The 26,182-nt window shown below is 66.9% G+C and carries 22 protein-coding genes and 1 tRNA gene; 9 read left to right on the forward strand and 14 right to left on the reverse strand.

The features are described 5' to 3' along the window. Positions 1–23: 23 nt before the first annotated feature. From H512_RS0107475 to H512_RS0107525, 11 genes are all read right to left on the reverse strand, one after another. Entirely contained in the window at positions 24–1,283 is a 1,260-nt protein-coding gene (locus H512_RS0107475) for a class II D-tagatose-bisphosphate aldolase, non-catalytic subunit (protein WP_026782925.1), read from the reverse strand. A gap of 195 nt (positions 1,284–1,478) precedes the next feature. Continuing rightward, positions 1,479–2,423 (reverse strand): ABC transporter substrate-binding protein, encoded by a 945-nt coding sequence (locus H512_RS0107480; protein ID WP_026782926.1) that lies wholly within the window; start codon positions 2,421–2,423, stop codon positions 1,479–1,481. 117 nt (positions 2,424–2,540) lie between these two features. Further along, a complete protein-coding gene (locus tag H512_RS0107485) occupies positions 2,541–3,563 on the reverse strand; it encodes an ABC transporter permease (protein WP_026782927.1) in 1,023 nt (340 codons plus the stop codon). Further along, positions 3,560–5,131 carry a sugar ABC transporter ATP-binding protein gene (locus tag H512_RS23025; RefSeq protein WP_053239662.1) on the reverse strand — a complete coding sequence of 524 codons (1,572 nt, stop codon included), beginning with the start codon at positions 5,129–5,131 and terminating at the stop codon, positions 3,560–3,562. Before H512_RS23025 ends, H512_RS0107485 begins: the two co-directional genes overlap by 4 nt. A gap of 83 nt (positions 5,132–5,214) precedes the next feature. Next, positions 5,215–6,384 (reverse strand): iron-containing alcohol dehydrogenase, encoded by a 1,170-nt coding sequence (locus H512_RS23030; protein WP_053239663.1) that lies wholly within the window; start codon positions 6,382–6,384, stop codon positions 5,215–5,217. Positions 6,385–6,426: 42 nt separating this feature from the next. Next, on the reverse strand, positions 6,427–7,446 hold the full coding sequence (locus H512_RS0107500) for a zinc-binding dehydrogenase (protein ID WP_026782928.1): 1,020 nt from the start codon (positions 7,444–7,446) through the stop codon (positions 6,427–6,429). Next, positions 7,443–8,936 carry a xylulokinase gene (locus H512_RS0107505; RefSeq protein WP_084798351.1) on the reverse strand — a complete coding sequence of 498 codons (1,494 nt, stop codon included), beginning with the start codon at positions 8,934–8,936 and terminating at the stop codon, positions 7,443–7,445. The genes H512_RS0107500 and H512_RS0107505 overlap by 4 nt, the downstream gene beginning before the upstream one ends. Before the next feature lie 345 nt (positions 8,937–9,281). Next, positions 9,282–11,057, reverse strand: coding sequence for an L-fucose isomerase (locus tag H512_RS0107510; RefSeq protein ID WP_026782930.1), 1,776 nt, complete (start codon positions 11,055–11,057; stop codon positions 9,282–9,284). A gap of 34 nt (positions 11,058–11,091) precedes the next feature. Continuing rightward, positions 11,092–11,808, reverse strand: a complete 717-nt coding sequence (locus H512_RS23035) for a class II aldolase/adducin family protein (RefSeq protein ID WP_084798352.1) — start codon at positions 11,806–11,808, stop codon at positions 11,092–11,094. 16 nt (positions 11,809–11,824) lie between these two features. Further along, positions 11,825–13,300, reverse strand: coding sequence for a rhamnulokinase (locus tag H512_RS23040; protein ID WP_036790555.1), 1,476 nt, complete (start codon positions 13,298–13,300; stop codon positions 11,825–11,827). Between the two features lie 112 nt (positions 13,301–13,412). Beyond that, positions 13,413–14,252: a DeoR/GlpR family DNA-binding transcription regulator gene (locus H512_RS0107525; RefSeq protein ID WP_156899416.1), complete on the reverse strand. Its 840-nt coding sequence runs from the start codon at positions 14,250–14,252 to the stop codon at positions 13,413–13,415. A gap of 197 nt (positions 14,253–14,449) precedes the next feature. Between H512_RS0107525 and H512_RS0107530 the strand changes: the two genes are divergently transcribed. From H512_RS0107530 to H512_RS0107560, 7 genes are all read left to right on the forward strand, one after another. Continuing rightward, positions 14,450–14,638 (forward strand): hypothetical protein, encoded by a 189-nt coding sequence (locus tag H512_RS0107530; protein WP_026782932.1) that lies wholly within the window; start codon positions 14,450–14,452, stop codon positions 14,636–14,638. A 434-nt stretch (positions 14,639–15,072) separates the two neighbouring features. Further along, on the forward strand, positions 15,073–16,074 hold the full coding sequence (locus H512_RS0107535) for a LacI family DNA-binding transcriptional regulator (RefSeq protein ID WP_026782933.1): 1,002 nt from the start codon (positions 15,073–15,075) through the stop codon (positions 16,072–16,074). 47 nt (positions 16,075–16,121) lie between these two features. Further along, positions 16,122–17,471: an ABC transporter substrate-binding protein gene (locus tag H512_RS0107540; RefSeq protein ID WP_245585365.1), complete on the forward strand. Its 1,350-nt coding sequence runs from the start codon at positions 16,122–16,124 to the stop codon at positions 17,469–17,471. A 1-nt stretch (position 17,472) separates the two neighbouring features. Beyond that, entirely contained in the window at positions 17,473–18,414 is a 942-nt protein-coding gene (locus H512_RS0107545) for a carbohydrate ABC transporter permease (RefSeq protein WP_026782935.1), read from the forward strand. Then, positions 18,407–19,249, forward strand: a complete 843-nt coding sequence (locus tag H512_RS0107550) for a carbohydrate ABC transporter permease (RefSeq protein ID WP_026782936.1) — start codon at positions 18,407–18,409, stop codon at positions 19,247–19,249. The genes H512_RS0107545 and H512_RS0107550 overlap by 8 nt, the downstream gene beginning before the upstream one ends. 22 nt (positions 19,250–19,271) lie before the next feature. After that, positions 19,272–20,453: a glycoside hydrolase family 172 protein gene (locus tag H512_RS0107555; protein ID WP_026782937.1), complete on the forward strand. Its 1,182-nt coding sequence runs from the start codon at positions 19,272–19,274 to the stop codon at positions 20,451–20,453. 9 nt (positions 20,454–20,462) lie between these two features. After that, positions 20,463–21,530, forward strand: a complete 1,068-nt coding sequence (locus tag H512_RS0107560) for an ABC transporter ATP-binding protein (protein ID WP_026782938.1) — start codon at positions 20,463–20,465, stop codon at positions 21,528–21,530. A 119-nt stretch (positions 21,531–21,649) separates the two neighbouring features. On the opposite strand, the gene H512_RS0107565 is transcribed toward H512_RS0107560, so the two are convergent. Both H512_RS0107565 and H512_RS0107570 read right to left on the reverse strand, forming a co-directional pair. Next, positions 21,650–21,838 (reverse strand): hypothetical protein, encoded by a 189-nt coding sequence (locus H512_RS0107565; protein WP_026782939.1) that lies wholly within the window; start codon positions 21,836–21,838, stop codon positions 21,650–21,652. A 138-nt stretch (positions 21,839–21,976) separates the two neighbouring features. Continuing rightward, positions 21,977–22,050: transfer RNA gene (locus tag H512_RS0107570), tRNA-Gln, on the reverse strand. A 394-nt stretch (positions 22,051–22,444) separates the two neighbouring features. On the opposite strand from H512_RS0107570, the gene H512_RS0107575 reads away from it, so the two are divergent. Together H512_RS0107575 and H512_RS0107580 are read left to right on the forward strand one after the other, a co-directional pair. Continuing rightward, positions 22,445–22,846 (forward strand): hypothetical protein, encoded by a 402-nt coding sequence (locus tag H512_RS0107575; RefSeq protein WP_026782940.1) that lies wholly within the window; start codon positions 22,445–22,447, stop codon positions 22,844–22,846. 66 nt (positions 22,847–22,912) lie between these two features. Next, entirely contained in the window at positions 22,913–24,526 is a 1,614-nt protein-coding gene (locus H512_RS0107580; protein WP_026782941.1) for a peptide chain release factor 3, read from the forward strand. Positions 24,527–24,589: 63 nt separating this feature from the next. Here H512_RS0107580 and H512_RS0107585 read toward each other — a convergent pair whose 3' ends face one another. Next, positions 24,590–26,182, reverse strand: coding sequence for an ABC transporter ATP-binding protein (locus H512_RS0107585; protein WP_026782942.1), 1,593 nt, complete (start codon positions 26,180–26,182; stop codon positions 24,590–24,592).

Here is a 26,182-nt window from a genome sequence, read left to right on the forward strand (position 1 = left end):
GACTTTTTCCTTTTCCGGGATGATCAGGCGACGCCGGCGTCGAGATAGAGATCGACGATGTCCGCCACGTGGGAGATCATCAGGTCGGTGGGCGTCGGCACCAGGCCGCCCGAGCGCAGGGCGCGATATTCGCGCGGCAGGTACTGGCTGATCAGCGCCTCGGGAATGCCCCCATCGAGATTGGCGACGAGTTGGTCGATGGCCGCCCTGATCTCCGGCCGGCCGAGATAATAGCGGGCGCGGTCGGAGTAGCTGTAGACGAGCTTGTAGTCGATCTCGGCCGCATCGCCGGTGTAATAGGCCTTCCAGTAACGCGGGTCCGCCTTCATGGTCGCCGTCAGCACCTCGCGGAAGCGCGACGGCACGGCCGGCCGCATCTCCCCCTCGATCATCTCCAGCGCCAGCAGGGCCTCGCGCAGCGCGTAGGTCAGCCACGGGCCGACTTTCAGGATGCAGAAGTGGTCGGCGGAAAGGCGGGCGAGATTGGCCGGCGACTGGTAGTCGGTGGAATGCGCCTCGAACACCATGCCGGGATGGTCGAGGATGGCGCCGGACAGCGCCGGCACCGGCACGTAGTCGTGCACCATGCCGTCGCCGAACTCGACGCCCGGCTGCACCACCAGGCCGGTGACCCGATCCCAGGCCGCGTCAAGGCCGCGCCGCTTGAACGCCGCCTCGAAGGCGGCCAGCGTCCGCTCGACGTCGGCGGGCCGGGTGACGTGCAGCGCCTCCTCCTGGACGACGCCGCCCGGCGTCGGCACCTCGGTGCCGATGATGTAGACCGGCGGCGTTCCGGTGAAGCTCGCCTCGGCGACGGCCGCCATGTCGGCGGCGCGCTCGGCGACGATCTCGTCGGTCAGCGGCGCCTTGTCGTCGGCGCAGACGAAGGAGGCGTCGAGATGGATCTTGCGATAGCCGGCCTTGACGTAGCTCTCGACGAGATGGCGCGTCTCGGCCATCGCCTCGACCGAACCCCGGCCGCGCCAGCTGTTGGGACCGAGGTGGTCGCCGCCGAGCAGCACCAGCTCGCGCGGGAAATCTTCTTCATCGGCAAGCTCATAGACCAGTTGGGCAAAATCGGCCGGCCGCAGACCGGTGTAGCCGCCGTACTGATCCACCTGGTTCGAGGTGGATTCCACCAGCGCGAAGGTGCCGCGCCGACGCGCCGAGCGGAACAGCGCCCTCAGCACCAGCGGATGCGCCGAACAGATCGAGGCGATCACCCCGCCCTTGCCGGCGCGGTTGCGTTCGAGGGTTTCGCGATAGAGTTCAAGCGACTTCATGACAGGTCTCCGGTGGCGCCGGGCGCGGCCTTGTCGCGCAACGGCAATCGGCAGGCGGATCGGCGGCCGCTTCAAGAGGAGCGCCTCCCCCCGTCGGCGCTCCCCTTGCAGGCGGCGCGGCCGCTCGGCGGCACGCATCCGCAACGGTTCCATCCCGGCGCCACTCGGGCGACCGGCGCCGGGACGGATTGTCGATCAGTAGAGAACGTTCTGGGCTTCCGGCTTGTCGAGGTTGTCCTTGGTGACGAACACGACGCCGGTGTCGATCATCTTCTCGACCTTCTCGCCGCCAAGGATCTTGGCGATGGTCTCGACGCCCTTCTCACCCATCTGGAACGAGCCCTGCACGGCGATGCCCTGCAAGGTACCGTTGCGGACGAAGTCCTGAAGGTCCTGGTTGCCGTCGAAGCCGATGCCGACGACCTGACCCGCCTTGCCCGACTGGGCGAGCGCGCGGCCCATGCCGGCGGCGGTCGGCTCGTTGGCGCCGAAGATGCCCTTGAGGTCCGCGTTGGCCGAGAGCACGTCGACGGTCTGGTTCAGCGCCGTCGCCATCTGCGACTGCGAGTAGTAGGGACCGACGATCTCCAGCTTGGAGTTGGCCTTGATATAGTCGGTGAAGCCACCGACGCGGCCGATTTCCGAGCCGACGCCGGCGACATAGGACATGATGGCGATCTTGCCCTCGGTGCCCACCGCCTTGATCATCGCCTCGGCGCACAGCTCGCCGGCCTTCTTGTTGTCGGTGGCCAGGAACGCCTGATAATACTTCTCGCCATCGGGGGAGATGGCGCTGTCGATCAGCACGACCGGAATGGAATTCTCCCAGGCCTTCTTGATCGACGGCACGAGAGCGTCCGGATCCGACGGCGCCAGCACGATGCCCGCCACCTTGCGGTTGATGGCGTTCTCGACCATGTTCACTTCGTCGGCGACGTTGGCCTCGGCGGCCGGTCCCTGGAAGGTCATGGTGTAGTCGGGCAGCTTTTCGATGGCGGCGCTGGCACCCTTGTTGACGTTCTGCCAGAAGTTCGAGTTCGCCGTCTTGACGATGACGGCAATCTCGCCGGCGGCCAGCGCGGCCGGAGCCGTGAAGGCGACCAGGGCAGCGGCGAGCACGCCGCAGGCAAGCTTCTTCATGATGATCTCCTCTCCATTTGGGTGTTTTTCAGTCCTCGGATGCAGCCCCGTTCCTCTACCGGGTATGCTGCGGCACGGCGGCGGATGCACCCGCCGCCGGATGGGGTGGGACCGACGTCAGCGCTTGGAATTGCGCATCTGGTCGATCCAGACCGTGCCGATGATCACCAGGCCGATGATGATCATCTGGATGAAGCTCGAGACGCCGTTCATGTTGAGGCCGTTCCGGAGAATGCCGATGATGAAGGCGCCGATGATCGTGCCGGAGATGGTGCCGACGCCGCCGGCCAGCGACGTGCCGCCGATCACCGCCGCGGCGATGGCGTCAAGCTCGTAGGCGACGCCCTCGTTGGGCTGCGCCGTAACGAGGCGCGACATCAGCACGCAGCCGCACAGGCCGGCCAGCAGGCCCGACAAGAGGTAGGCACCGATCTTGGTGCGGCTGACGTTGACGCCCGACAGGCTCGCCGCCTCCTCGTTGGAGCCGAGGGCGTAGAGATGGCGGCCGAAGGTGGTCTTCTGCAGGATGACCGCCACGACGATGGCCAGGACGATCATCAGGATCACCGGATAGGGAATGCCGGGGAAGATCACCCGCGGGAAGCCGTTGGCGCCCTCCTCGACGACGCGCCACAGCGAGCCGTTGCCGAGTTCGCCGAAGCTTTCGCCGAGGCCGGAGATGGCCCGGGCGCCGGTGAACTGCAACGCCAGACCGCGCGCCACCATCATCATGCCCAGCGTGGCGATGAACGGCGGCAACCGCATGCGGGTGATGACGAGGCCGTTGACGGTGCCGCACACCCCGCCGGCGATGATGCCGAACAGCATGGCGACCGGCACCGGAAAGCCCGCCTTGACCGCCAGGCCGGCGATGACGCCGGACAGCGCCAGCACCGAGCCGACGCTGAGGTCGATGCCGCCGGTGATGATGACGCAGGTGGCGCCGAGGCCGAGGTAGGCGATCGTCGACGTCTGCAGCGCGATCGTCACGCCGTTGCTCATGGTCAGAAAGGCGTTGCTCGTCACGGAGAAGGCGAAGACCAGCAGCAGGAGGCCGGCGAGTGCGGCAAACTTCTGAATCAGCTCTTTGCGGTCCTGCAACCGCTTGGCATCCCTGGATGCACTGTCAATGGTAGTCATCTCGCTCCTCCAGCGATCGTATTCGTGAAGTTCATGCTTTTGACGCCGGAGGCGTATTGCATGATTTCTTCCTGGCTCGTCTTGGCGGTCTCCAGGATGCCGGTCACCTGACCTTCGTGGAACACCACGACGCGGTCGGTCATGCCGAGAATTTCCGGCAGCTCCGAGGTGATCATCACCACGCCGATGCCCTCACTCGCCAGCTTGTCGAGCAGCTGGTAGATGGCGAACTTGGCGCCGACGTCGATGCCGCGCGTCGGCTCGTCGAAGAACAGCACGCGGCTGTCCCGGAACAGCCACTTGCCGATCACCACCTTCTGCTGGTTGCCGCCCGACAGGTTCTTGGCGATCTGGTCGATGGACGGCGTCTTGACGTTGAGCTTGACCACCGTTTCGCGCGCCGCCCTCGCCTCGCGCGCCTTGTCGATGAAGCCGCGCCGGCTCACCGCCTCCATGTTGGCCATGGTGATGTTTTCCTTCACCGTCATCTTGACGGCGAGGCCGTTCAGCTTGCGATCCTCCGACAGGTAGGCGATGCCGGCGGTGATGGCGTCGATCGGCCCGCCGATCGACAGCTCCTGATCGCCGAGCATCACCTTGCCGCCGGTCTTGTGGTCGGCGCCGAAGATGGCGCGCGCCGTCTCGGTGCGACCGGCGCCCATCAGGCCGGCGAAGCCGAGGATCTCGCCGCGCCGGAGGTCGAAGCTGACCTTATGCCGGCTGCCCGGCCGGGTCAGATCAACCACCCGGAAGATCACCTCGTCGGTCGTCGTCGAGGTACGGGGCGGGAACTTGTCCTCCAGCGCGCGGCCGACCATGGCCGCCACGATGTCGTTGACCGTCACGTCGGCGAAGTCGCGCGTCGACACGTAGCCGCCGTCGCGCATCACCGTCACGCGGTCGGCGATGCGCCTCAGCTCCTCCAGGCGATGCGAGATGTAGATGATGCCGACGCCATCGCTCTTCAGCTCGCGAATGATCTCGAACAGCCGGTCGATCTCCGACTCGGTCAGCGACGAGGTCGGCTCGTCCATGATCAGCACTTCGGCGTTGAGCGACAGCGCCTTGGCGATCTCCACCATCTGCTGGCGGGCCACGGTCAGCGTCAGCACGAGGTCCGATGCCCGGATGTTGACCTTCAGCCGGTCGAGGAACACCTGGGCGTCGCGCTCCATCTTCTTCCTGTCGACGAACCAGCCTTTCTTCGGCTCGCGTCCCAGGAAGATGTTCTCGGCCACCGACAGATGCGGCACCAGATTGAGTTCCTGGTGGATGATGGTGATGCCGGCCGCCTGGGCGTCCTGGATGGTCGCGAACCGCCGTGGCTCGCCCTTGTAGACCACCTCGCCCGCGTCGGCATGGTAAAGCCCGGTGATCACCTTCATCAGCGTCGACTTGCCGGCGCCGTTCTCGCCGCAAAGGGCATGGACCTCGCCGCGACGCAGGTCGAAATGCACGTCGTCGAGCGCCAGCACGCCGGGAAACCGCTTCACGATCCCCTTTGCTTCGAGGATGCTTCCCCCTCCCCCGGCCGCCCCGACCGGCGGCGCCACATTCAGCGCAGTCATCCGTTCCTCCCGCCTGTCATCCTTTCCGAAGTTTTCGCGGTCCGCCGTGGCGGCGGCCGGGCCTCCTCCCGGCCGCCATCACCTCAGGCGGCCCGGAAGCTCCGGAGATAGATGTTCCGCATGTCGTCTTCGCTCGGCACCACCGGGTTGCCCTGGCTGTCGGGGAACTCCATGGCGTGCTTGAGGATCGGCGCGAGGTCGTCGGGCGTGATGCCGAAGTCGTCCAGCCGGCAGTAGAGGCCGATCAGCTTCAGGAACTTCTCGATCTCCAGCGGGAACGAGGCGGCGGCGGCCTCGTCCGACGCGGCGGCCAGCGCCGGATTGAACAGCCGGGCCACCTTGGCGAACTTGGCGACGGCGCCGCGCCAGGTGAACTCGGCGAAGGCGGGATAGATCACCGCCAGCGACTCGCCGTGGCTGACCTTCGGGAAATGGCCGCTGATCGGCTGTCCGGCCGCATGCGGCAGCGTCGTGCCGACGTTGGCGAGACACTGGCCGGCCAGCGTATCGGCCCAGGCGAGATCCTCGCGCGCCGCGAGGTTGCCGCCGTTGGCCACCGCCACCGGCAGGCTGCGGATGACGCGCACGATGGCGTCGAGGGCGATGGAGTCGACCGCCTCCGAGGCGCCGGTATTGATGTAGGACTCGAAAGTGTGGGTGAAGATGTCGAAGCCGGTGGAGGCGGTGACGCGCGGCGGCACCGAGACCATCAGCTCGGGATCGACGATGGCGACGCGGCAGAGAAGATTGTCGTTCCACATCGCCGACTTGCAGTTCTCGGCGGTGTTGGTGAACACCGACACCTTGGACGTCTGGGTACCGGTGCCCGACGTGGTGGAGATGGCGACGATCGGCAGCGTGGCGGAGGTCGGCTTCTTCTTGAAGTAGAGGTAGTCCCAGGCGGTGCCCGGATGGGTCGCCGCCACGGCGATCGCCTTGGCCGTGTCGATGGCGCTGCCGCCGCCCATGCCGACCACCGCCTTGACGCCTTCTTTGCGGGCAAGCTCGGCGCCGCGCTGGATCGAGTCGAGCGTCGGGTTGGGCACCACGTCGGAGAAGCGCACGTAGCGGACGCCGGCGGCGGCGAGCGACTCCTCGACCTCCGCCACTCTGGCGGCGGCGACTTTCAGCAGCGTCGGATCGACGACGAACAGCACGATGTCGGCGATCTCCCGCACGGCGGCGCCGGTTTCGGCGCGGCGGCCGGCGCCGAACAGCAGGCGGGTGGGCTGGTAGTAGTTGAAGCTTTTCATGGCGTCCTCGCTTTGATGGTCATGTCACCGGGGTTGCCGGCATCAGGATTGGCAGTCGACGATGAGCTTGCCCTTGAGCGCGCCGGGCGTGCTCAGCAGGCCGACGATCTCGTCGGCACGGGAGAGCGGCACCACGCGGTCGATGAGGGCGGCGATGTCGTAGTCGCCCCGTTCGAGCCCCGCCGCCGCGTACTGCCATTCCCAGCCGGGGAACGGCGCCGAATAGTTCATCCACGATCCCTGAACGGTCAGCTCCTTGCGGTTGATCAGCTCGAACTCGGCCGGTTGCAGCGTCAGCGGCACGTGCGGCGTGCCGACGAACATCACGTGCGCCCTGGGGCCGGCGATGCGCAGCGCCAGGAGTTCCGCCGCCGGCGCGCCGGCCGTCTCGAACACGTCGTCGAAATCGGTCTCGATGTCGGCGGCGCGGCTGTCGAACACCCGGTCGGCGCCGAGCTTCAGCGCCGTTTCGAGGCGCGGCGGATCGACGTCGAACACCGTCACCGAGCCGGCGCCGAGGCGCTTGAGGTTTTGCAGCAGCAGCAGGCCGATGCCGCCGGCGCCGACCAGCGCCGCCCGCCGTCCCGGCCGGAAGTCCATGATGTTGACGGCGTGCAGGCCGACGGTCAGCGGCTCCATGAAGGCGGCGGCGGCCGGATCGACGCTGTCCGGCATCAGGAAGGCGTTGCCGGCCGGCATGGTGACGTATTCGGCGAGGCCGCCCTGCCGGCGCGAGCCGATGAAGTCGTAGCCCTTGCCGAGCGAGAAATTGCCGAGCGCGCTCTGCGGGTGATCGAAATTGGGGATCAGCGGCACGCAGGCCGCCTGACGGCCGACCAGCGCGGCGTCGACGCCCTCGCCCACCGCGTCGATCCGGCCCGAAAACTCGTGGCCGACGACGATCGGATAGAAGTGGGCGCCGGTCTTGACGATGCGTGGAATGTCCGAGCCGCAGACGCCGCAGCGCGCCACCCTGATGCGGACTTCACCCGCCGCCGGCAGCGGCGTGGCGATCTCTTCGACCCGGAGATCACCGGGAGCGTGGACGACGGCGGCCTTCATGCTTTCACCTCGGACGGATAGCGCAGAACGGCGAGCCGGGAGAGAACGTCCGACAGCCCGGCATAGGCGTCCTGGAAAACGGCGTACAGATCGCAATAGAAAGCGGCGGCGGCCGGATCGGGGGAGAAGGCTTCGGGAGGAGAAAGCCTGCCGATCGCGTCGGCGCGCGAGGCATAGAGACCGACGCCCATGCCCGCCAGGATGGCCGAACCGAGTGTCGCGGTCTCCGCCTCGGGTGGAACGGAGAGCGTCATTCCGGTCACCTCGGCGAACAGCCGCCGCCAAGTCGTGCTGTTGGTGATGCCGCCGGTGAGCACGGCCCGCGGGGGCCGGCCGCCGGCCAACGTGTCGAAGGCATGGCGGGCGCCGAAAGCGGTGCCCTCCATGAACATGCGGGCGAGATGGCTGCGGCGGACGGCCGGCGTCAGGCCGATGATCGCCCCGGACATGTCGCCCTTCCAGAACGGCGCCCGCTGGCCGACCATGTAGGGCAGGAAGAACAGCGCCGCCTCGCCGGTCCGCGTGTCGTCGACCAGACGGCAGAGTTCGCCGAAGTCGATGTCGCCGAGCAGGTCGCGGAACCAGCTGAGCCCGGCGCCGCCGAAATCGACACCGCCGTTGACCAGCCACAGGCCCGGCGTGCCGGCCTCGTAGATCAGGCCGCGACCGTCGAACACCGGCGCATCGACGAGCATGCCGACATTGGTGACCGTGCCGGCCGAGATATAGGCGTCGTTCGGCAGCAGCAGCCGGCAGCCCAGCGTCGCCGCCACGTTGTCCATGGCGCCGGCCACCACCGGCGTGCCGGCCGCAAGCCCGCTCCAGGCCGCCGCCTCGGCCGTCACCTTGCCGACCACCTCGGAACAGGCCACCACCGGCGGCAGCTTGCGGCGATCGAGGCCGCGCGCCTCGATGAGCGTGTCGGAATAGTCGCCAGTCCTGAGGTCGCAGATCTGCGACAGGCCGCCTTCGGAGCGGTCGACGGAGGCGACGCCGGTCAGCCGCCGCACCAGGAATGCGTTGGTGTGCAGGAAGTGGGCGGCGTGGGCGTAGACCTCCGGCTGATGGTCGCGGACCCACATCATCTTGGGTGCGAAATTCGAGGCGTCGCTGCGGTTGCCGTTGATGGCGATCTGCTCCGCCTCCGCCGCCGCGTCGAGGCGGGCCTCGGCGGCGGCGCGACGGTCGAGCCAGATCATCGCCGGACCAAGCGGCGCGCCGTCACTATCGACAGGCAGCGCCAGACTCGACATGCCGTCGACGCCGATGCAGGCGATGGCCGAGGCCGGCACGCCGGACCGCCCGGTCAGCTCGGACACGGCGGCGCCAAGCGCCCTCAGCCAGTCCTCGGGGTCCTGCTCGGCACGCCCTGGGCCGGGATAGGACGTCGCATATTCATGGCGTGCTGCGGCGACCGGCACCAAGTTCCGATCGTATAGCGACGCCTTTAAACTGGACGTGCCAATATCTATGCCCAAAAGATAGTCCATCGGGCCACCCTTCACTGGGGTCGATCAAGTTGTTTGGAGAGTTCACCTCCCGTGAACTTCGCAGCGGAGGTAGCATGGCCCCTTAGGTCGGTCAAGCTAAAACGTCACAGTACGACGTTTTAGTAAGCCGGCGCCGGTTGGAGCGTCCCAAGCGCCGTCACGACGCGGCACCCTCCCCCAAGAAAAACCTGGGGGCTCATGCAGCTTTTCATGTATTGCGAGATTGCAGTCCGCCGGCATGCCGTGCCGACGGCGGCCGGCCACCGCGCCGGCCTTCTCGGCCCGCGCGCCGGTCATCGGGAAAGGCGCCGTTCCGGAGGGAGCGCCTCCGGAACGGCCGGCCGGTCAGCCGTAGAGCGGGCCGTAGGCGCCGCAGGCGCGGTAATCGGCGCCCTCGGGATCGGAGCCGAACAGCGTCCAGGCGCTCGGGCGGAAGATGTTCTCCCGCTCGACGTTGTGCATGGCCACGGGAATGCGCAGCATGGCGGCGAGCGACAGGAGGTCGGCGCCGATGTGGCCGTGCGAGATGGCGCCGTGGTTGGCGCCCCAGGCGCCCATCACGTCGTAGGTCGAGCGGAACGATCCGCTGCCGGTGAGGCGCGGCGCGAACCAGGTGGTCGGCCAGGTCGGGTTGGTCCGGAGGTCGAGCGTGTCGTGCACGCCGTCGGGCAGCGTCACCGAGTGGCCCTCGGCGATCTGCAGCACCGGCCCGAGCCCGTCGACCAGGCTGAGGCGCGTCATGGTCAGCGGCATGCCGCCGCGCGTCGTGAAGTCGGTCGAGAAGCCGCCGCCGCGGAAATAGCCGAGATCGGCCGGGCAGAAGCGGGTCGCCGCCATCGTCGCCTTGATGTCCTCCTCGGTCACCTCGGAGAAGCGCTTGATGCCCGGCCGGCCGTCGACCGTCATCTCGCCGGCCGCGTCGAGGCAGGTGGCGCCCGAGTTGATCAGGTGGATGAGGCCGTCGGCGGCCACACCCGTCGGCTTCCAGCCGGTGACGCGCTCGATCGCCTCGGCGCTCCAGTAGGAACGGACGTCGGAGAAGATCTGCGCCTCGCCGGTCAGCAGGTTGCCGAACAGCATGCCGGCGCCGTTGAGGCAGTCGTTCTCGGTGGCCATGATCAGCGGATGGCGCGGACCGTTCCAGTCGAACGACGAGTTCAGGATGGTTTCCATGAAGTCGCCGTTCGGCATGAAGTCGGTCCAGTGGCGCTGGCCCTGGAAGCCGGCGGCAATGGCGTTGTGGCCCTTCGATTCCTCATGGTAGCCCATCTCGGCCAGCACCGGGTTGCCGACCATCAGGTCGCGGGCGATCAGCGCCATCTGGACGACGATCTCCCATTCCTCGGCCTTCTGTGCGGCGCTGTGGCGCAGTGCCTCGTCGTTGAAATCGCGCCCCTCGATGCAGTTGGCCCGCGTCCAGGCGATCGCCCGCGCGAACTCCGCCTTGTCGAAGATGCCGAGCTTGATGCGGCGCTGGACCTCGCTCATGTCGACGCATTCGGCGCGGATGCCCAGCCACTTCTGGAAGAAGGGCTGGTCGACGATCGAGCCGGCGATGCCCATCGATACGCCGCCGAGGCTGAGATAGGCCTTGCCGCGCATCTCGGCCACCGCGAGGCCGGCGCGGGCGAAGCGCAACAGCTTGTCGCGCACGTCGGCGGGAATGCTGGTATCGGCGCGGTCCTGCACCTCATGACCATAGATGCCGAAGGCCGGCAGGCCCTTCTGGTTGTGGGCGGACAGCACGGCGGCGAGATAGACGGCGCCCGGCCGCTCGGTGCCGTTGAAGCCCCACACCGCCTTGGGGATCAGCGGATCGAGGTCCATGGTCTCCGATCCGTAGCACCAGCAGGGCGTCACGGTGATCGACAGGCCGACATTCTCGCGCCGGAACTTGTCGGCGCAGGCCGCCGCCTCGGCGAAGCCGCCGATGGTGGTGTCGGCGATGACGCACTCGACCGGCTTGCCGTTGGCCCGACGCAGGTTAGCCGTCAGCAGATCGGCCGTGACGCGCGCCATGGCCATGGTCTGCTCCTCGAGGCTGTCGCGCACGCCGGCGCGGCCGTCGATGGTGGGGCGGATGCCGATCCGGGGCGGTGTACTGTCGAAAACGCTGTTCATCTCGCTTGTCCTTCCCTTGTTCTGATGGCTACCCTCAAGGCCGCGCGGCGCCGGCCCAGGCCGGCGGCATCACGCGATCCGGATCGTCGATGTCCTCGGCCGTCAGCTCCGCGGCCTGCTTGCCGTAGGTCCGGAAGCGCTTGAGCACGACATCCATCTCGCCGTCGCTCAACTGGACGCCGCCGCCCAGCAGGCGGACGCCGATGGCGAGACGAGCGAGGTATTCGACCTCCCTGAGCACGTTGAGCGCCGCCGCGGCCGAGGCGCCGAGGGCGATGACGCCGTGGTTGCCGAGCAGGCAGGCGTTGCGGGGGCCGAGCGCCTCAAGGGCGAGGCGCGACAGTTCCGGCGTGCCGAACGGCGCGTAGCCGGAGCACTTGATCACCTTGCCGCCGGCAACGCCCACCATGTAGTGGACCGGTTCGATGTCCAGCCGGCAGCAGGCGAGGATGGCGCAGTTGGGGGCGTGGCTGTGCACCACCGCGCCGGCATCGGGACGGGAACGCAGGATGTCGTAGTGGAAATGCCACTCCGACGAGGGAACGAAGTCGCCGTAGTAGCGGCCCTCCATGTCCATCTCGACGATCTGCTCCGGCGTCATCCTGTCGTAGGCGATGCCCGACGGGGTGATCAGCAAGCCGCCGTCGACGCGGACGCTGAGATTGCCGGCGGCGCCGGAATTGAGCCCCTCGGCGTTCATCTTGAGGCAGGTGTCGATCATGTCCTGCCGTAGCGACAGATGGCGGGTCATCGGGGAGTATCCTTTCTCAGGCGGTATTCCGCCGGCGCTGGCGCAGGCGATCGAAGCGCCGGACGGCCTCGTCGAGGCCCGGCAGAGGGTGAGGCTCGGAAACCACCGGCGGGAAGGAGCGGGCCACCAGGCGGCGGCCCTCCTCCCATGACGGCAGCACGCCGAGGGCGATGAACTGGGTGATGGCGTTGCCGATGGCCGTCGCCTCGATCGGCCCGGCGACGGCCGGCAGGCCGGTGGCGGCGGCGGTCAGCCCGTTGAGAAGCCCGGCCCGCACGCCGCCGCCCACCATGTGGACGCGGTCGAAGCGGCGGCCGGTCACCCGCTGGAGATCGGCCAGCGTGAAGCGGTAGTTGAGCGCCAGGCTGTCATAGGCGCAGCGGGCCACCGCCGCCCGGCTGTCCGGCACCGGCTCGCTGGCCTCGCGGCAGGCGGCGCGGATTTCGGCCGCCATGTCGGCCGGCGCCATGAAGCGCGGATGCGCCGGATCGACGATCGAGCGGAACGGCGGCTCGGCCGCCGCCTCGGCGGCCAGCGAGGCTGCCGTCGAGCCGTCGGCCAGCCCGCGCAGGATTTCCTGGATCAGCCAGAGACCTGTTACCGTCGACTGCACGCAATAGGTGTCGCCGTAGCCGGTCTCGTTGCCGAGGCCGGCGGCGAAGGCATCCGGCCCGACAAAGGGCCGCGGCGACACGGCGCCGATGATCGACCAGGTGCCGCAGGAGATATAGGCCCAGTCGCCCGCCTCGACGGCCGGCACCGCCACGATGGCCGACTGGGTGTCGTGGGCGGCCGGCGCCACCACGCGCGTCGCGCCGAAGCCATGGCGGCGGGCGATGTCGGGCCGCAGACCGCCGAGCAGCGTGCCCGGCCGCACCACCGGCCCGAGGGCGCCGGCCGGCAGGCCGAGCGAGTCGAGCGCCGTCTGCCACCAGGCGCCGTCGAGCGTCAGCATCTGCGAGGTCGATGCCAGCGTGCGTTCGTTGGCCGCCTCACCGCTGAGAAGATAGTGGACGTAATCGGCGGTGAGGAGAACGTGGCGGGTCGCCTTCATCGCCTCGGGTTCGAGCCGGGCCGCCGCATAGAGTTGATAGAGCGTGTTGATGGCCATCAGCGGAATGCCGGTGGCCGCGAACACCGCCGCCTCGTCGGCGTGCCCGGCGAGCCAGCGCTCCATCCAGCCGTTGAAATAAGGATCGCGATAGGCGCGCGGCCGCATCGCCGGACGGCCGTCGGCACCGACCAGTACGACGTCGACGCCCCAGGAATCGGCGCCAATGCCGAGCGGCGCCGGGCCGGAGGCGGCCGCCGCCGCCATGCCCTCATCGACGGCCGCGAACAGCCCGTCGTGATCCCAGAAGCGACCACCGTCGTCGACGCTGGCGTTGGGACGGCGCGACAGTTCGCGGGCCGTGAGGCCGCCATCGTCGAGCGCCACGTCGATGACGCGCACGCTGGACGCGCCGTAGTCGACGGCGAGACACCGAGCCATGATTTCTCCTCCGCCTCCCGTCCTCCCGGGAGACACTCCTCGGCAACGCCGGCCAACCCCATGGCGCGGCGTCGCAAATCCCCCTCCGCCGGGTTTTCGGCCCGGCCGCCGGTCACGAGCCCGGCTTGTCCGTCTCCGCCTCCTCGGCGACGGGCGCGATCAACACCTCCACGCCGGCGTCGAGCAACCGGGCATGGTCGGCATCCGTTATGCGGTCATCGGTGACGAACACGTCGATCTCAGCCAGCGGACACAGGATGAGGCTGCGCCGCTCGCCGAATTTCGAGCTGTCGGCCAGCACCACCAGCCGGCCGGCGTGTCGGCGCAATACCCGGAAAACATGGATCGGCAGGCTGTCCTCCTCCATGATTCCCGCCTCGCCCACGCCATGGCAACCGACGAAGAACGAGCTGGCGGCGATGTTGTGGGCCAGTTCGTCGCCGGACGGGCTCAGCACCACGCCCTGGCGCGCCAGCACCTCGCCGCCGGTCAGAAACACCCGGTTGGTTCCATGGCTCGACAGGCGGCTCGCCACCGGCAGGGAGTTGGTCAGCACCGACAGCCCGGCATCCGGCAGCCGCGCGGCGAATTCCGCCACGGTGGTACCGCCGAACAGGATCACCGTGTCGTCGTCGGCCACCAGATCGCGGGCCCGCTCGGCGATGGCGCGCTTGGCGGCGGCATTGCGGCCTTGCTCGTGCTGGAAGTGATAGGAGGCCAGCGGCGCGCGACTCTCGGTGGCCGGCGCCACGCCGCCGCGCACCTTGCGCAACCGCCCGACGCTTTCGAGCAGATCCACGTCGCGCCTCAGCGTGGCCGACGACGCATCGACCAGGCTCAGCAGCTCGTCATAGGAGACCGCTTCCCGACCGGCGAGAGACTTCAGGATCGCGTGATGGCGCTCTTCTCGCAACATGAGCCGAACACTGCATCCGGCCGTGTCGGCCGTCAATCGAATTTCTCATTTCATATCATTTCCTGTCAAAAATAACCCCAAGAATATCCATATATTGACATTATATATCATATATCGTCACGACCGAACGCATGCGATCCACGATGGCGGCGCCGGTACTATCAGCCCTTCGGCGCCGTATTCCGAGCATCCCCGGCCTTGGCGCGGGCCCGACCATCCGGAGAAAGCGGCGGATGGAGAGCGCCGCCCAAGCCGGCTTGCAGATGAGTGCAGGCGCACAGGACATGAAAGGGAGGTCGACCGGCCGCATTCAGACCATCAAAGGGCATCGACTGATGCACGACCTTGATATCCGGACACAATTTTTCAAAGCTCTCGAATGCTGGACGGAACGTCGCTCCTCCTTCTCGGACGGTGAATGAGAACTACCCGGGCAAGGGAATCCTCCGAGTGCAGACACCGCCCGGTGGAGTGTGACGGCGAAGGAATTCCCATTTGGACGAGGCTTGGGTGGTCCGCCGATGCGGCAGGCGACGGCACCGATCACGCCGGCCGTATCACTGCGCAACCGGCTGGCCAAACACCGCTGCCAACCAGTGATCCCGCTCCCAAGGCACAAGCTCCCGCGCTTACGATCGAGCCGTCCACAAACAGCGCAGCGCCATCAAACGCTTCTTCTGTCATCCCAAAGGCTTCCGCAGAATCCGTGCCCGCCACGACAAGCGAGCCGGCACCTTTCTGTCCGCCCCCATCGTCGCAGCCATCATCCGCCGGGCCAGCAGACTCTGGATCCGGACGCCAAATCGATTTGCAAATCGATTTGCAAATCGATTTGCGGCGTGTTATCGCAGAAATCATGACGACGATTTCCAAAGTTGCAGAACTGGCCGGGGTGTCGCGGACGACCGTCTCGCACGTGATCAATCACGCCGAACGCGTATCGCCCCTGCTCCGGGCCAAGGTCTCGGCGGCCATCGCCGAACTCGGCTATCTCCCCAATTCGCAGGCGCGCAGCCTCCGGACGGGGCGGACCAACGTGATCGCGGTGCTCATCCCCGACGTCCTCAACCCGTTCTATACCGAGCTGGTCAAGGCCATTCAGGGCGCGCTCGAGGAGCTGGGCCTCGATACCTTGATCTTCAACACCGACGTGCCCGGCGGCCGCTCGCAGATCCACGGCGACGAATATCTGCGGCAGATCAGCCAGCGCGGTGTCGACGGGCTGATTGTTGGCGATTTCGCGCTGCACGGCATGCTCGATCGCCTGCGGGAGCTGACAACCCCCACCGTGTTCATCGGCTCCCTGCCGGAGCCGATCGTCGACGTGGTGGAACTCGATGACTACAACGGCGCCGCCCAGATGGCCGAGCACCTGTTGTCGCGGGGGCACCGGCGCATCGCCGTCGTCAGCGGCCCGGCCAGCTTCCGCGAGGCCGACCGGCGCACGCGCGGCTTCGCCGACGCGCTGGCCAAGGCCGGCCATCCGCTCGACCGCGCGCTGTTGCGGGAGGGAACCTATCTGCAACCGTCGGGGCGCGCCGCGGTAGCCTGGCTGTGCGAGGAACACGGACACGACATGCCGAGCGCGGTGTTCTTTGCCAATTCCCTGATGGCCATCGGCGCGCTGACCGAATGCTACGACCGCAAGATCCGCATTCCCGAGGACATCGCGGTCGCCACCTTCGATCAGATCGCCCAACTGGAGGACGTCCGGCCGCGCCTGACGACGGTCGGCAACAGCCCGGCGGAGCTGGGGCGGCGAGCCGTCTCCATGCTGCACGAACGCCTTGCCGGGCTCGACGAACCACCACGCAAGTTCACAGTACCCTGTTTTCTGCAAGCATTTGATACTGCCTAGTTTTCACTAGGGAGAAGGCGCGTGGGGCTGGTAACTGGGAGGAAAAAGTGACCAGAAGCACAAGCAACTCGGAAAACAAGTTCCGCATCTCGCGCCGCCGCATCCTGCAGGCCGGCGCGGGCCTCGGCGCGCTGGCGATGCCCTTCATCAACACGCGCTATTCCTTCGCGGCCGGCGCGCCGCTGAAGTTCTGGCAGTTCTACGCACCGGGCGGCGACGTGCCGGCGCAGTCCAAATGGTTCGAGGATGCCGTCGCCGGCTGGAACGCCAGCCACGACCAGAAGATCGAACTCGAATACGTGCCGAACAGCGACTACATGAACGGCACCAAGCTCTCCACCGCCTTCGCCTCGGGAACTGGGCCGGACATCTTCATCGTCAGCCCCGGCGACTTCCTGAGATACTACAACGGCGGCGTGCTGCAGGACCTGACGCCCTACATCGATGCCCAGGCGCAGGCCGACTTCCCCGAAAGCGTCATCGCCAACCGCAAGGTCGACGACAAGATCTTCGGCATTCCCATGGAAGTCGAGCCGATGGCCATGTTCTACTCGATCAAGGCCTTCGAGGAAGCCGGCCTCAACGAGAACGACGTGCCGACCACCTGGGACGAACTGCTGGACGTGGCCGGCAAGCTGACCACCGACAAGCGCTACGGCGTGCTGTTCGACACCAACCCCGGCTACTATCAGAACTTCACCTGGTATCCCTTCCTGTGGCAGGGCGGCGGCGAGTTCCAGGGCGCCGACGGCAAGTCGGCCTTCAACTCGCCGGCCACCGTGCAGGCGCTCAAGTTCTGGCAGGACGCGGTGAAGACCGGCGTCGCGCCGCGCCAGGTGCTCGGCGGCGGCGGCTTCGCGGCGGCGGCCAACCTCGGCTCGGGCTTTACCGCCATCCAGAACGTCGGCATCTGGGCGATCGCCGAATTGAACACCAACGCGCCCGACGTGCCCTACGGCATCTTCAAGCTGCCGACCCCCAAGGGCGGCAAATACGTGACGGTGGGCGGCGGCTGGGCCTTCGTCGCCAATGCCCACGGCGCCAACCCCGACGCCGCCGGCCAGTTCTGCGCCTGGGTGCTGGCCTCCATGGACAAGGGCTCGGTCGATCGCGTGGTCAACTGGTGCACGGTCGCCAAGTCCGACATGCCGCCGCGCCAGTCGGCGCTTCAGGCGGGCGGCGACGCCTTCCTGTCCGGCAACATGGGGATCTTCTCCAAGGAGATCTACCCCGGCATCCGCGCCGAGCCGCGCGTGCCGCCGGAAGTCTACAAGATCATCTCCGACGCCATCCAGGAGACCATGCTCGGCGGCCAGGACCCGGCAGCCGTCGCCGAAGCCGCCTCGCAGCAGCTCGACGCGTTCTTTGCCGGGTATTCCGGGGCGCGGATCCTCTGAGATGGCAAAGTCGGTTTCGAATCAGGTGTCGGCGGGTCTCCCCGCCGCCACCGGCCTGACCTCGCGCCAGCGCGAGGCCATCGCCGGCTACGTCTTCGTCCTGCCCGATGCCCTGGGCCTGCTGATCTTCATCGGCATTCCGATGATGCTGGCGCTGGCCCTGGCCTTCTTCGACGTCGACGGCTTCGGCGGCTATCGCTTCGTCGGCATCAAGAACTATCAGCGCCTCGCACTCGATCCCCTGTTCTGGAAAAGCTTCTGGGTCACGGTCACCTACGTGGTCTGGCTCGTTCCGGCACTCTACGTCACCGGGCTCGGCCTGGCGCTGCTGGTCAAGCGCACCAATGCCTTCAACGGCATGATGCGCTCGCTGTTCTTCATGCCCCAGATGGTCAGCCTCGTCGTGGTGGCGCTGGTCTGGCAGGTGCTGGCCGTCGACAAGATCGGCATGATCCCCCGCCTCGTATCGGCGCTGGGCCTTGGCAGCGTGTCCTTTCTCGGCAGCCCGGAGCTGGCGCTGTTCGCGGTCGTCTTCGTCAGCGTCTGGTTCCTGATGGGCTTCTACATGCTGATCTTTCTGGGTGGCCTGCAGGACATCCCGGGCGAATACTACGAGGCCGCCCGCATCGACGGCGCCGGCCCGCTGGCATCCTTCTGGTACATCACCCTGCCGCTTCTGCGCCCGACCAGCTTCTTCGTGCTGATCGTGTCGATGGTCGCCGCCGTCGCCGGCGCCCAGACCTTCGATCTCATCTACGTCATGACGCGTGGCGGCCCGGCCAACTCCACCATGATGACCATCTACTACATCTACCAGCAGGCGTTTCAGTACAACGCCTTCGGCTACGCCGGCGCGCTGGCCTCCATCCTGGTCCTGGCCCTGATGGCCATCACCATCCTGCTGTTCGTGCTCACAAGGGGCGGGAGGTTCAACTATGAATAAGCCCGGCCTCGCCTTCAGCCTGTCGCAGGTCCGCATCGTCCGCGGCGTGCAGATGCTGGTCACGCTGATCCTGGCGGTGATGACCGTGTTTCCGCTGTTCTGGATGATCTCGACGGCCTTCAAGCAGCCGTCGGACGTCTTCTCCATGAACCTTATTCCGGAAGCGCCGACGCTGCGGAACTTCGTCTACGTGTTCACCGAGGTCAACTTCCTGCGCTATCTGTTCAACACGCTGGTCGTCTCGGCCTCGGTCACGCTGATCGCCCTGCTGTTCCACTCGATGTCGGGCTACGCGCTGGCGCGGCTGCGCTTTCCGGGGCGCGAAGTCATCTTCATGACCATGTTCTCGACCTTCCTGGTGTCGCTGCCGGTCATCATCGTTCCCCTGTTCATCCTGGTGCGCACGCTCGGCATGCTGAACTCCTACGCCGGGCTGATCATCCCCGCCATATTCAACGCCTTCGGCATCTTCCTGCTCAGGCAATACTACCTGTCGATCCCCCGCGAGCTGGAGGAGGCGGCGGTAATCGACGGCGCAGGCTACTGGCGCATCTACTGGAGCCTGATCCTGCCGCTCAGCCGGCCGCTGCTGTCGTCGCTGGCCATCCTGTTCTTCCTCACCAACTGGAACGCCTTCCTGTGGCCGCTGACCATCACCAGCGATCAGGAACTGTGGATGGTCCAGGTCGGCATATCCGCCTTCAAGGGCCAGTACAGCGCATCGTGGAACTACATCATGGCCGCCTCCACCATCGTGGCGGCGCCGACCCTGATCCTGTTCCTGATCTTCCAGCGCCAAATCATGGATTCCATCAAGACGAGCGGTCTCAAGTAGGCCGCGCCAAGGAGAGTTGTGAATGTCCAATCTCGGCCTGTCACCGTTGCGGGGCCTTGCCAAGCTGCGCAAGGCGAAGACCCGGCGGTTTTCCAGCTACGACCGCACCGGCGGCAACGACGATCGCCTTCACATCGCCACCGGCGAGACCGTCACCATCGCCGAGGCCGCCGGCGCCGGGATCGTCACGCACATCTGGGTGACCATCGCCTGCGACAGCCCGCACTACCTGCGCAAGATCATCCTCCGCGCCTACTGGGACGGCGAGAGCGAGCCGAGCATCGAGGCGCCGATCGGCGACTTCTTCGGCATGGGCCACGCCAAGGCGCAGAACTTCTGGAGCCTGCCGCTGCAGATGAGCCCGCAGGACGGCAAGGGCTTCAACTGCTACTTCCCCATGCCCTTCGGCAGCCACATGAAGTTCACGGTGACCAGCGAGGCCGAGGACGTGGTTCAGTTCTACTACTATGTGGACCTCGAACTGCACGACCGGCTGGAGGACGACATGGGCCGCTTCCACGCCCAGTTCCGCCTGATGCGCCCCGAGGCGGCCGACGAAACCGGCATGTCCAACGAGGAGTACCTGTTCGGCGGTGTCAACACCGCCCCGCGGGACAACTACCTCATCCTCGACGCCGTGGGACACGGCCATTACGTCGGATGCACATACAGTGTCTATTCGCTTCGCCGTCATGCAGGCTGGGACTGGTACGGCGAGGGCGACGACATGATCTTCGTCGATGGCGAGCCGGGCCTTGCGGTGCCCGACGCCGGCCGCCAGCCGCAGATCGCTCATGAGGAACGCCATCCCGAACTGCCCGCGCACCCGGAAACCAGCCCCGGCGCCAACGACGCCTGGCCGCCGACCCTGCACGGCACCGGCACGGAGGATTACTTCAACACCTCCTGGTGCCCCAACCAGGACTACAGCGCGCCCTATCACGGCATCATCGCCGGCGGCGGGCCCAACTGGACTGACCCGGTGTCGGTCTACCGGTTCCACATCGAGGACCCGGTGGTCTTCCAGCAGCGGATCCGGGTGACCATCGAGCACGGCCACGCCAACCGGCGCGGCGACTCCATCTCCTCGGTCGCCTACTGGTACCAGACCGAGCCCCACAAGCCCTTCGGCGCCTTCCCCGCCTGCCACGACCGGCTGCCCGACTTTCGGGCTCCCTTCGAGGCACGCGGCCCCAAGGCATAGGAGTGGACCATGGCGTCGATCGGTTTGGACAACATCGTCAAGGCATACGGCAGCCTGGAAGTGATCCATGGCGTGTCGGTGGACATCGAGGACGGCGATTTCGTCGTCCTGGTCGGTCCGTCCGGCTGCGGCAAGTCGACGCTGCTCCGGATGATCGCCGGCCTTGAGGACATCACCGCCGGCACCCTCAGCATCGGCGGCACCATCGTCAACAACCTGCCGCCCAAGAAGCGGAACATCGCCATGGTGTTCCAGAACTACGCCCTCTATCCGCACATGACGGTCGGCCAGAACATGGGCTTCTCGCTCAAGCTCGGCGGCGTTCCCAAGGCTGAGATCGGCCGCAAGGTGCAGGCCGCCGCCGAGGTGCTGGGTCTCTCCGCCCTGCTCGACCGCTTTCCCGGCCAGTTGTCGGGCGGCCAGCGCCAGCGCGTCGCCATGGGCCGGGCCATCGTGCGCGACCCGCAGGTGTTCCTGTTCGACGAGCCGCTCAGCAACCTCGACGCCAAGCTGCGTGTCGTCATGCGCGCCGAGATCAAGTCGCTGCAGGCCAGCCTCGGAACGACCACCGTCTACGTCACCCACGATCAGGTCGAGGCGATGACCATGGCCGACAAGATCGTGGTGATGAACGAGGGGCGCGTCGAACAGATCGGCAGCCCGCTCAAGCTGTTCAACACGCCCGACAACGTCTTCGTCGCCAGCTTCATCGGCTCGCCGGTCATGAACTTCATCCCAGGTATCGTGACGACGGCCGGCACCGGCCCAACCTTCCTGTCCGGCGACCTGCGCCTGCCGCTGCCCCATCTTCCCCACGGCGTGCCGAAGGAGACCGACGTCATTCTCGGCATACGCCCGCAGTATTGGCGACGCGACCCCACCGGCTTCGAGGCGCAGGCGGAAGTCATCGAGCCGACGGGTTCGGAAACCCAGCTCGAACTGTCGATGCAGGGCCACCGGCTCACCGTCGTCCTTCACGAACAGCTCGAGGTCAGGCGCGGCGACAAGGTTCCCCTCCTGCCGGACTTCGACAAGATGCTGTTCTTCGACGCCGCGTCCCACAGGCGCATCGCATAGGCCGTCCTGGCGGCAAGCAAACCGCGGTACAGACGCAGATCCGTAAGCCGCTGCTGACGCCGGCGGCGGCCGAGCGAGCCCGCCACGTCGGCAAGACCCGGCTTGGCCAGAAACCTTCGTCAGGGATCGCCCATGCGAAGGTCGAGGGTGTTCGCCTTGAGCTGTCCGTCGACACCGAGCACTACCCCGCACTCGCCGGCGCCAAACAGGGCGATCGGATCGAATCCCCAGCCGGCGATTCGCGGGAGGTCGCATCGGTCCGGTGTGACGCGGATGTCCGGGCGGTGTTCGTGCTTGCCGCGTTCCATGTCGCACGGAATCGCCGGCCCTGTTTGGAAAAGCCCGGAATCCTGCGGAATAGGATGACACTCCGATGCGACATGAAATCACCGGAATCGCCAGCGCCGGACGAACATAAACTGTTTAATTTACTGGAAAAAGGAGATTGGCTGGGGGACCTGGATTCGAACCAAGACGAACGGAGTCAGAGTCCGTCATTCTACCGTTAAATTATCCCCCAGCGGGACCCCGACGGCTCGGAGGCAGCGGCGAAGCGGACGCTTCGTCGGCTGCGGCGTTCTGGTACCCGATCGGAAATGCGGTGTCAAGTTGCCGGTGCCGTTTCCGGAACGGAAAGCCATGATGCGCCAAAGCCTCCGACCGCCGCGCTCCCGCGCCATTCAGCGGAACACTTGCATTGATTACCCATGTCATTTTTGTCGAGGAATTTCAGGGGATATTAAGAAAGCTGCGCCCAAAAGTCGGACCCTGCCCTGACGCGTCCGGCCGTTCCGTGCCAATATGGCTGTTACGCGATCGCGCCAAGACGTCGGCGGCCGGGAAGGCTCGCCGACCCATAATACCTATAGCGACGCGTTTCAGTCGCCTTCACTATTGGATAACGCCGCACGCCGATGCCGTGGACGAGTTTTGCCCATGATCTCCCGCCGAACGAGTCGGGAGCGCTTGATGACAGCGGCGCGCTGCTCCGCCTGATGCAGCTCGTGCTGGCCAGCGTCGAGGCGTCCGGCGCCGAGGGCTGCCGCCTCACCCGCGATTCGGCTCTCGTCAGCGTCGCGCGGGCGCTGGTCGGCGAGGCGACCGACTGGTCGGCGGTGAGCCGCACCGCCACCATGGCGCTGCGCGACCTCGTCTGGCGCGTCGACACGGCGCGCGGCCTCCTTATCGACAAGGTCGGCGACCGGGCCCGCCAGGAGGTCGAAGCGCTGCTCGATACCGCCGACATCCACGCCTTTCTAAATAACGCGGCGCCACGAAAGCCGCGTCCGGCGCCCGACGACGAAGAAATCGCCTGAAGCGGTTGACAAACGGCGCGCCGCGTTGTGGTTTGCGGCCTTTCCGGGAGCGCCGCGAGACCCTAGATGAGCAGCCTTGAATCCCCCTCCTCCGCCGACGCACGGCTTCACCGCGAGATCGAGCGGCGGCGCACCTTCGCCATCATCTCGCACCCGGACGCCGGCAAGACGACGCTGACCGAAAAGCTGCTGCTGTTCGGCGGCGCCATCCAGCTCGCCGGCCAGGTGCGCGCCCGCGGCGAAAACCGCCGCACCCGCTCCGACTGGATGAAGATCGAGCGCGACCGCGGCATCTCCGTCGTCACCTCGGTGATGACCTTCGAATACGGCGGCAACGTCTTCAACCTCCTGGACACGCCCGGCCACGAGGACTTCTCGGAGGACACCTATCGCACGCTGACCGCCGTCGACAGCGCCATCATGGTGATCGACGCCGCCAAGGGCATCGAGGACCGCACGCGCAAGCTGTTCGAGGTCTGCCGCATGCGCGACATCCCGATCGTCACCTTCGTCAACAAGCTCGACCGCGAGGCGCGCGACCCGTTCGAGACGCTGGACGAGATCGAGAAGACGCTCGCCCTCGACACGGCGCCGATCACCTGGCCGGTCGGCTCGGGCAAGGACTTCATCGGCACCTACGATCTCAAGCGCCGCCAGACCCGCCTGATGAACGAGAAGGGCGACGACCATCGCGATGAGATCGGCGACGACAAGCTGGACGCGCTGCTCGAACAGCGCTACCTGACCGGCCTCCGCGAAGGCATCGAGCTGGCGGCCGAGGGTACCAATCCCTTCGATCTCCAGTCGTTCCGGGAGGGCCATCTGACGCCGGTCTTCTGGGGGTCGGCGCTCAGGAACTTCGGCATCAAGGACATCCTCGACGGGCTCGCCGCCTATGCCCCTCCGCCGCGCGACCAGGCGGCCAGCACGCGCGTCGTCAAGGCCGAGGAGCCGAAGATGAGCGCCTTCGTCTTCAAGATCCAGGCCAACATGGACCCCAACCACCGCGACCGCATCGCCTTCGTGCGCCTGTGCTCGGGCAAGCTCAACCGCGGCATGAAGGTCAAGCACGTCCGCACCCAGAAGACCATCGGCCTCACCGCGCCGCAGTTCTTCTTCGCCCAGGAGCGGCAGATCGCCGACGAGGCCTGGGCCGGCGACGTGGTCGGCATCCCCAACCACGGCACGCTCAGGATCGGCGACACGCTGACCGAGGGCGAGAACCTCACCTTCGTCGGCGTGCCGAGCTTCGCGCCGGAAATCCTCCGCCGCGTCCGGCTCGAAGACGCCATGAAAGCCAAGAAGCTGAAGCAGGCCCTGCAGGAACTGGCCGAGGAAGGCGTGGTGCAGGTGTTCCGGCCGATCGACGGCGCGCCGGCGCTGGTCGGCTTCGTCGGCGCCCTGCAGCTCGACGTGCTGCAGGGCCGGCTCGACCAGGAATACGGCCTGGAGGTCGGCTTCGAGGTCAGCCAGTACAACATGGCCCGCTGGCTGGCCGGCGAGCGGCAGGACGTCATCGACTTCCAGAACGGCAACCGCGCCGCCATGGCCGAGGACGTCGACGGCGACCCGGTGTTGCTCGCCACCTCCGGCTACGCCTTCAACTACATCAAGGAAAAGTGGCCGAAGATTCGCTTCACCGACGTCAAGGAAACGCAGGCGCGGGCGGCCGAGGGCTGAGAACAAGGCAAAAAGGCCGGGAACCCTGCCCGGCCTTTTTCTTTGCAGAGGGGCCGCCCGCCCTCACTTGCCGAAGGCGGCGGCCATCAGTTCGCGCGTGTAGCCCTCGCGCGGCGCGTCGAAGATCTGGTCGGTCGAGCCTTCCTCGACGATCTTGCCGCTCTTCATGACGATGATGTAGTCCGACAGCGCCCGCACGACCGCGAGGTCATGGCTGATGAACAGGTAGCTGAGGCCGTGCTTTTCCTGCAGATCGCGCAGGAGGTCGACGATCTGCTTCTGCACCGAGCGGTCCAGCGCCGACGTCGGCTCGTCCAGAACCACCACCTTGGGCTTCAGGATGATCGCCCTGGCGATGGCGATGCGCTGGCGCTGGCCGCCCGAGAACTCGTGCGGATAGCGATTGCGCGTCGTCGGATCGAGGCCGACCTCCATGAAGGCGCGGATGGCCCGGAGGTCGCGGTCCGCCTTGCTGAGCTGCGGCTCGTGGACCAGGAGGCCCTCGGTGACGATCTGCCCGGCGGTCATGCGCGGGGAGAGCGAGCCGAACGGGTCCTGGAACACCAGTTGCATTTCCCGCCGGTGCTTGCGCATCTCCTGGCGGGTCGCCTCGGAGATGTCGTCGTTCTCGAAGCGGATGGCGCCGGTGCCGTGGTTGAGGCGGAGAAGCGCCCGGCCGAGCGTCGACTTGCCCGAACCGCTCTCGCCGACGATGCCGATGGTCTGGCCTTCCCTGAGGCGAATGTCGACGTTGTCGACGGCGTGGATGTCGAGCCGCTTGCCGCCGAGGAAGCCGCCGCCCATGGTGAAGCGGACGTCGACGTCCCGGCCTTCCAGCAGCACCGGCGCGCTGTCGGGCACCGGCGCCTTGCGGCCGGTCGGCTCGGCGGCCAGCAGCATCTTCGTATAGGGATGCTGGGGGTTGCTGAAGATCTCGGCCACCGTGCCGCTCTCCACCACCTCGCCGGTGCGCATCACCGCCACGCGGTCGGCGAAGCGGCGGACGATGCCGAGGTCATGGCTGATGAATACGATGGCGAGGCCGATGCGCGCCTTCAGTTCGGCGAGCAGTTCCAGGATCTGCGCCTGGATGGTGACGTCGAGCGCCGTGGTCGGCTCGTCGGCGATCAGCAGTTCCGGATCGTTGGCGAGCGCCATGGCGATCATCACGCGCTGGCGCTGGCCGCCGGACATCTCGTAGGGGTAGCTGTCGACGCGGCGTTCCGGGTCGGGGATCTTGACGAGCTTCAGCAGCTCGATCGCCCTGGCGCGCGCCGCCTTGGCGGTGAGGCCGCGATGACGCATCATCGGTTCGGCCAGTTGCTTGCCGATCCGGTAGAGCGGATCGAGCGAGGTCATCGGCTCCTGGAAGATCATGGTGATCCTGGCGCCGCGGATGCGGTTCAGCTTGCCGAGCGGCAGGCCGATCATCTCCTGGCCCTGGAACTTCGCCGAGCCGCCGGCGCGGCCGTTGGCGGCCAGCAGGCCCATGATCGCCATCATGGTCTGGCTCTTGCCCGAGCCGCTTTCGCCGACGATGGCCAGCGTCTCGCCCTTGTTCACCTGAAGGTCGATGCCCTTCACCGCATGGACCTCGCCGGCCGGCGTCGAGAAGCGGACATCGAGCCCGCGGATGTCGAGTAGCGTGTCGGCCAT

This window comes from Pleomorphomonas koreensis DSM 23070, assembly GCF_000425185.1.
In the GTDB taxonomy this organism is placed as follows: domain Bacteria; phylum Pseudomonadota; class Alphaproteobacteria; order Rhizobiales; family Pleomorphomonadaceae; genus Pleomorphomonas; species Pleomorphomonas koreensis.

Coding starts and splice junctions, on each gene's coding strand:
- H512_RS0107475 (WP_026782925.1), bottom strand. CDS start 1,283: ATGAAGTCGCTTGAACTCTATCGCGAAACCCTCGAACGCAACCGCGCC.
- H512_RS0107480 (WP_026782926.1), bottom strand. CDS start 2,423: ATGAAGAAGCTTGCCTGCGGCGTGCTCGCCGCTGCCCTGGTCGCCTTC.
- H512_RS0107485 (WP_026782927.1), bottom strand. CDS start 3,563: ATGACTACCATTGACAGTGCATCCAGGGATGCCAAGCGGTTGCAGGAC.
- H512_RS23025 (WP_053239662.1), bottom strand. CDS start 5,131: ATGACTGCGCTGAATGTGGCGCCGCCGGTCGGGGCGGCCGGGGGAGGG.
- H512_RS23030 (WP_053239663.1), bottom strand. CDS start 6,384: ATGAAAAGCTTCAACTACTACCAGCCCACCCGCCTGCTGTTCGGCGCC.
- H512_RS0107500 (WP_026782928.1), bottom strand. CDS start 7,446: ATGAAGGCCGCCGTCGTCCACGCTCCCGGTGATCTCCGGGTCGAAGAG.
- H512_RS0107505 (WP_084798351.1), bottom strand. CDS start 8,936: ATGGACTATCTTTTGGGCATAGATATTGGCACGTCCAGTTTAAAGGCG.
- H512_RS0107510 (WP_026782930.1), bottom strand. CDS start 11,057: ATGAACAGCGTTTTCGACAGTACACCGCCCCGGATCGGCATCCGCCCC.
- H512_RS23035 (WP_084798352.1), bottom strand. CDS start 11,808: ATGACCCGCCATCTGTCGCTACGGCAGGACATGATCGACACCTGCCTC.
- H512_RS23040 (WP_036790555.1), bottom strand. CDS start 13,300: ATGGCTCGGTGTCTCGCCGTCGACTACGGCGCGTCCAGCGTGCGCGTC.
- H512_RS0107530 (WP_026782932.1), top strand. CDS start 14,450: ATGGAGAGCGCCGCCCAAGCCGGCTTGCAGATGAGTGCAGGCGCACAG.
- H512_RS0107535 (WP_026782933.1), top strand. CDS start 15,073: ATGACGACGATTTCCAAAGTTGCAGAACTGGCCGGGGTGTCGCGGACG.
- H512_RS0107545 (WP_026782935.1), top strand. CDS start 17,473: ATGGCAAAGTCGGTTTCGAATCAGGTGTCGGCGGGTCTCCCCGCCGCC.
- H512_RS0107550 (WP_026782936.1), top strand. CDS start 18,407: ATGAATAAGCCCGGCCTCGCCTTCAGCCTGTCGCAGGTCCGCATCGTC.
- H512_RS0107555 (WP_026782937.1), top strand. CDS start 19,272: ATGTCCAATCTCGGCCTGTCACCGTTGCGGGGCCTTGCCAAGCTGCGC.
- H512_RS0107560 (WP_026782938.1), top strand. CDS start 20,463: ATGGCGTCGATCGGTTTGGACAACATCGTCAAGGCATACGGCAGCCTG.
- H512_RS0107565 (WP_026782939.1), bottom strand. CDS start 21,838: ATGGAACGCGGCAAGCACGAACACCGCCCGGACATCCGCGTCACACCG.
- H512_RS0107575 (WP_026782940.1), top strand. CDS start 22,445: ATGCCGTGGACGAGTTTTGCCCATGATCTCCCGCCGAACGAGTCGGGA.
- H512_RS0107580 (WP_026782941.1), top strand. CDS start 22,913: ATGAGCAGCCTTGAATCCCCCTCCTCCGCCGACGCACGGCTTCACCGC.
- H512_RS0107585 (WP_026782942.1), bottom strand. CDS start 26,182: ATGGCCGACACGCTACTCGACATCCGCGGGCTCGATGTCCGCTTCTCG.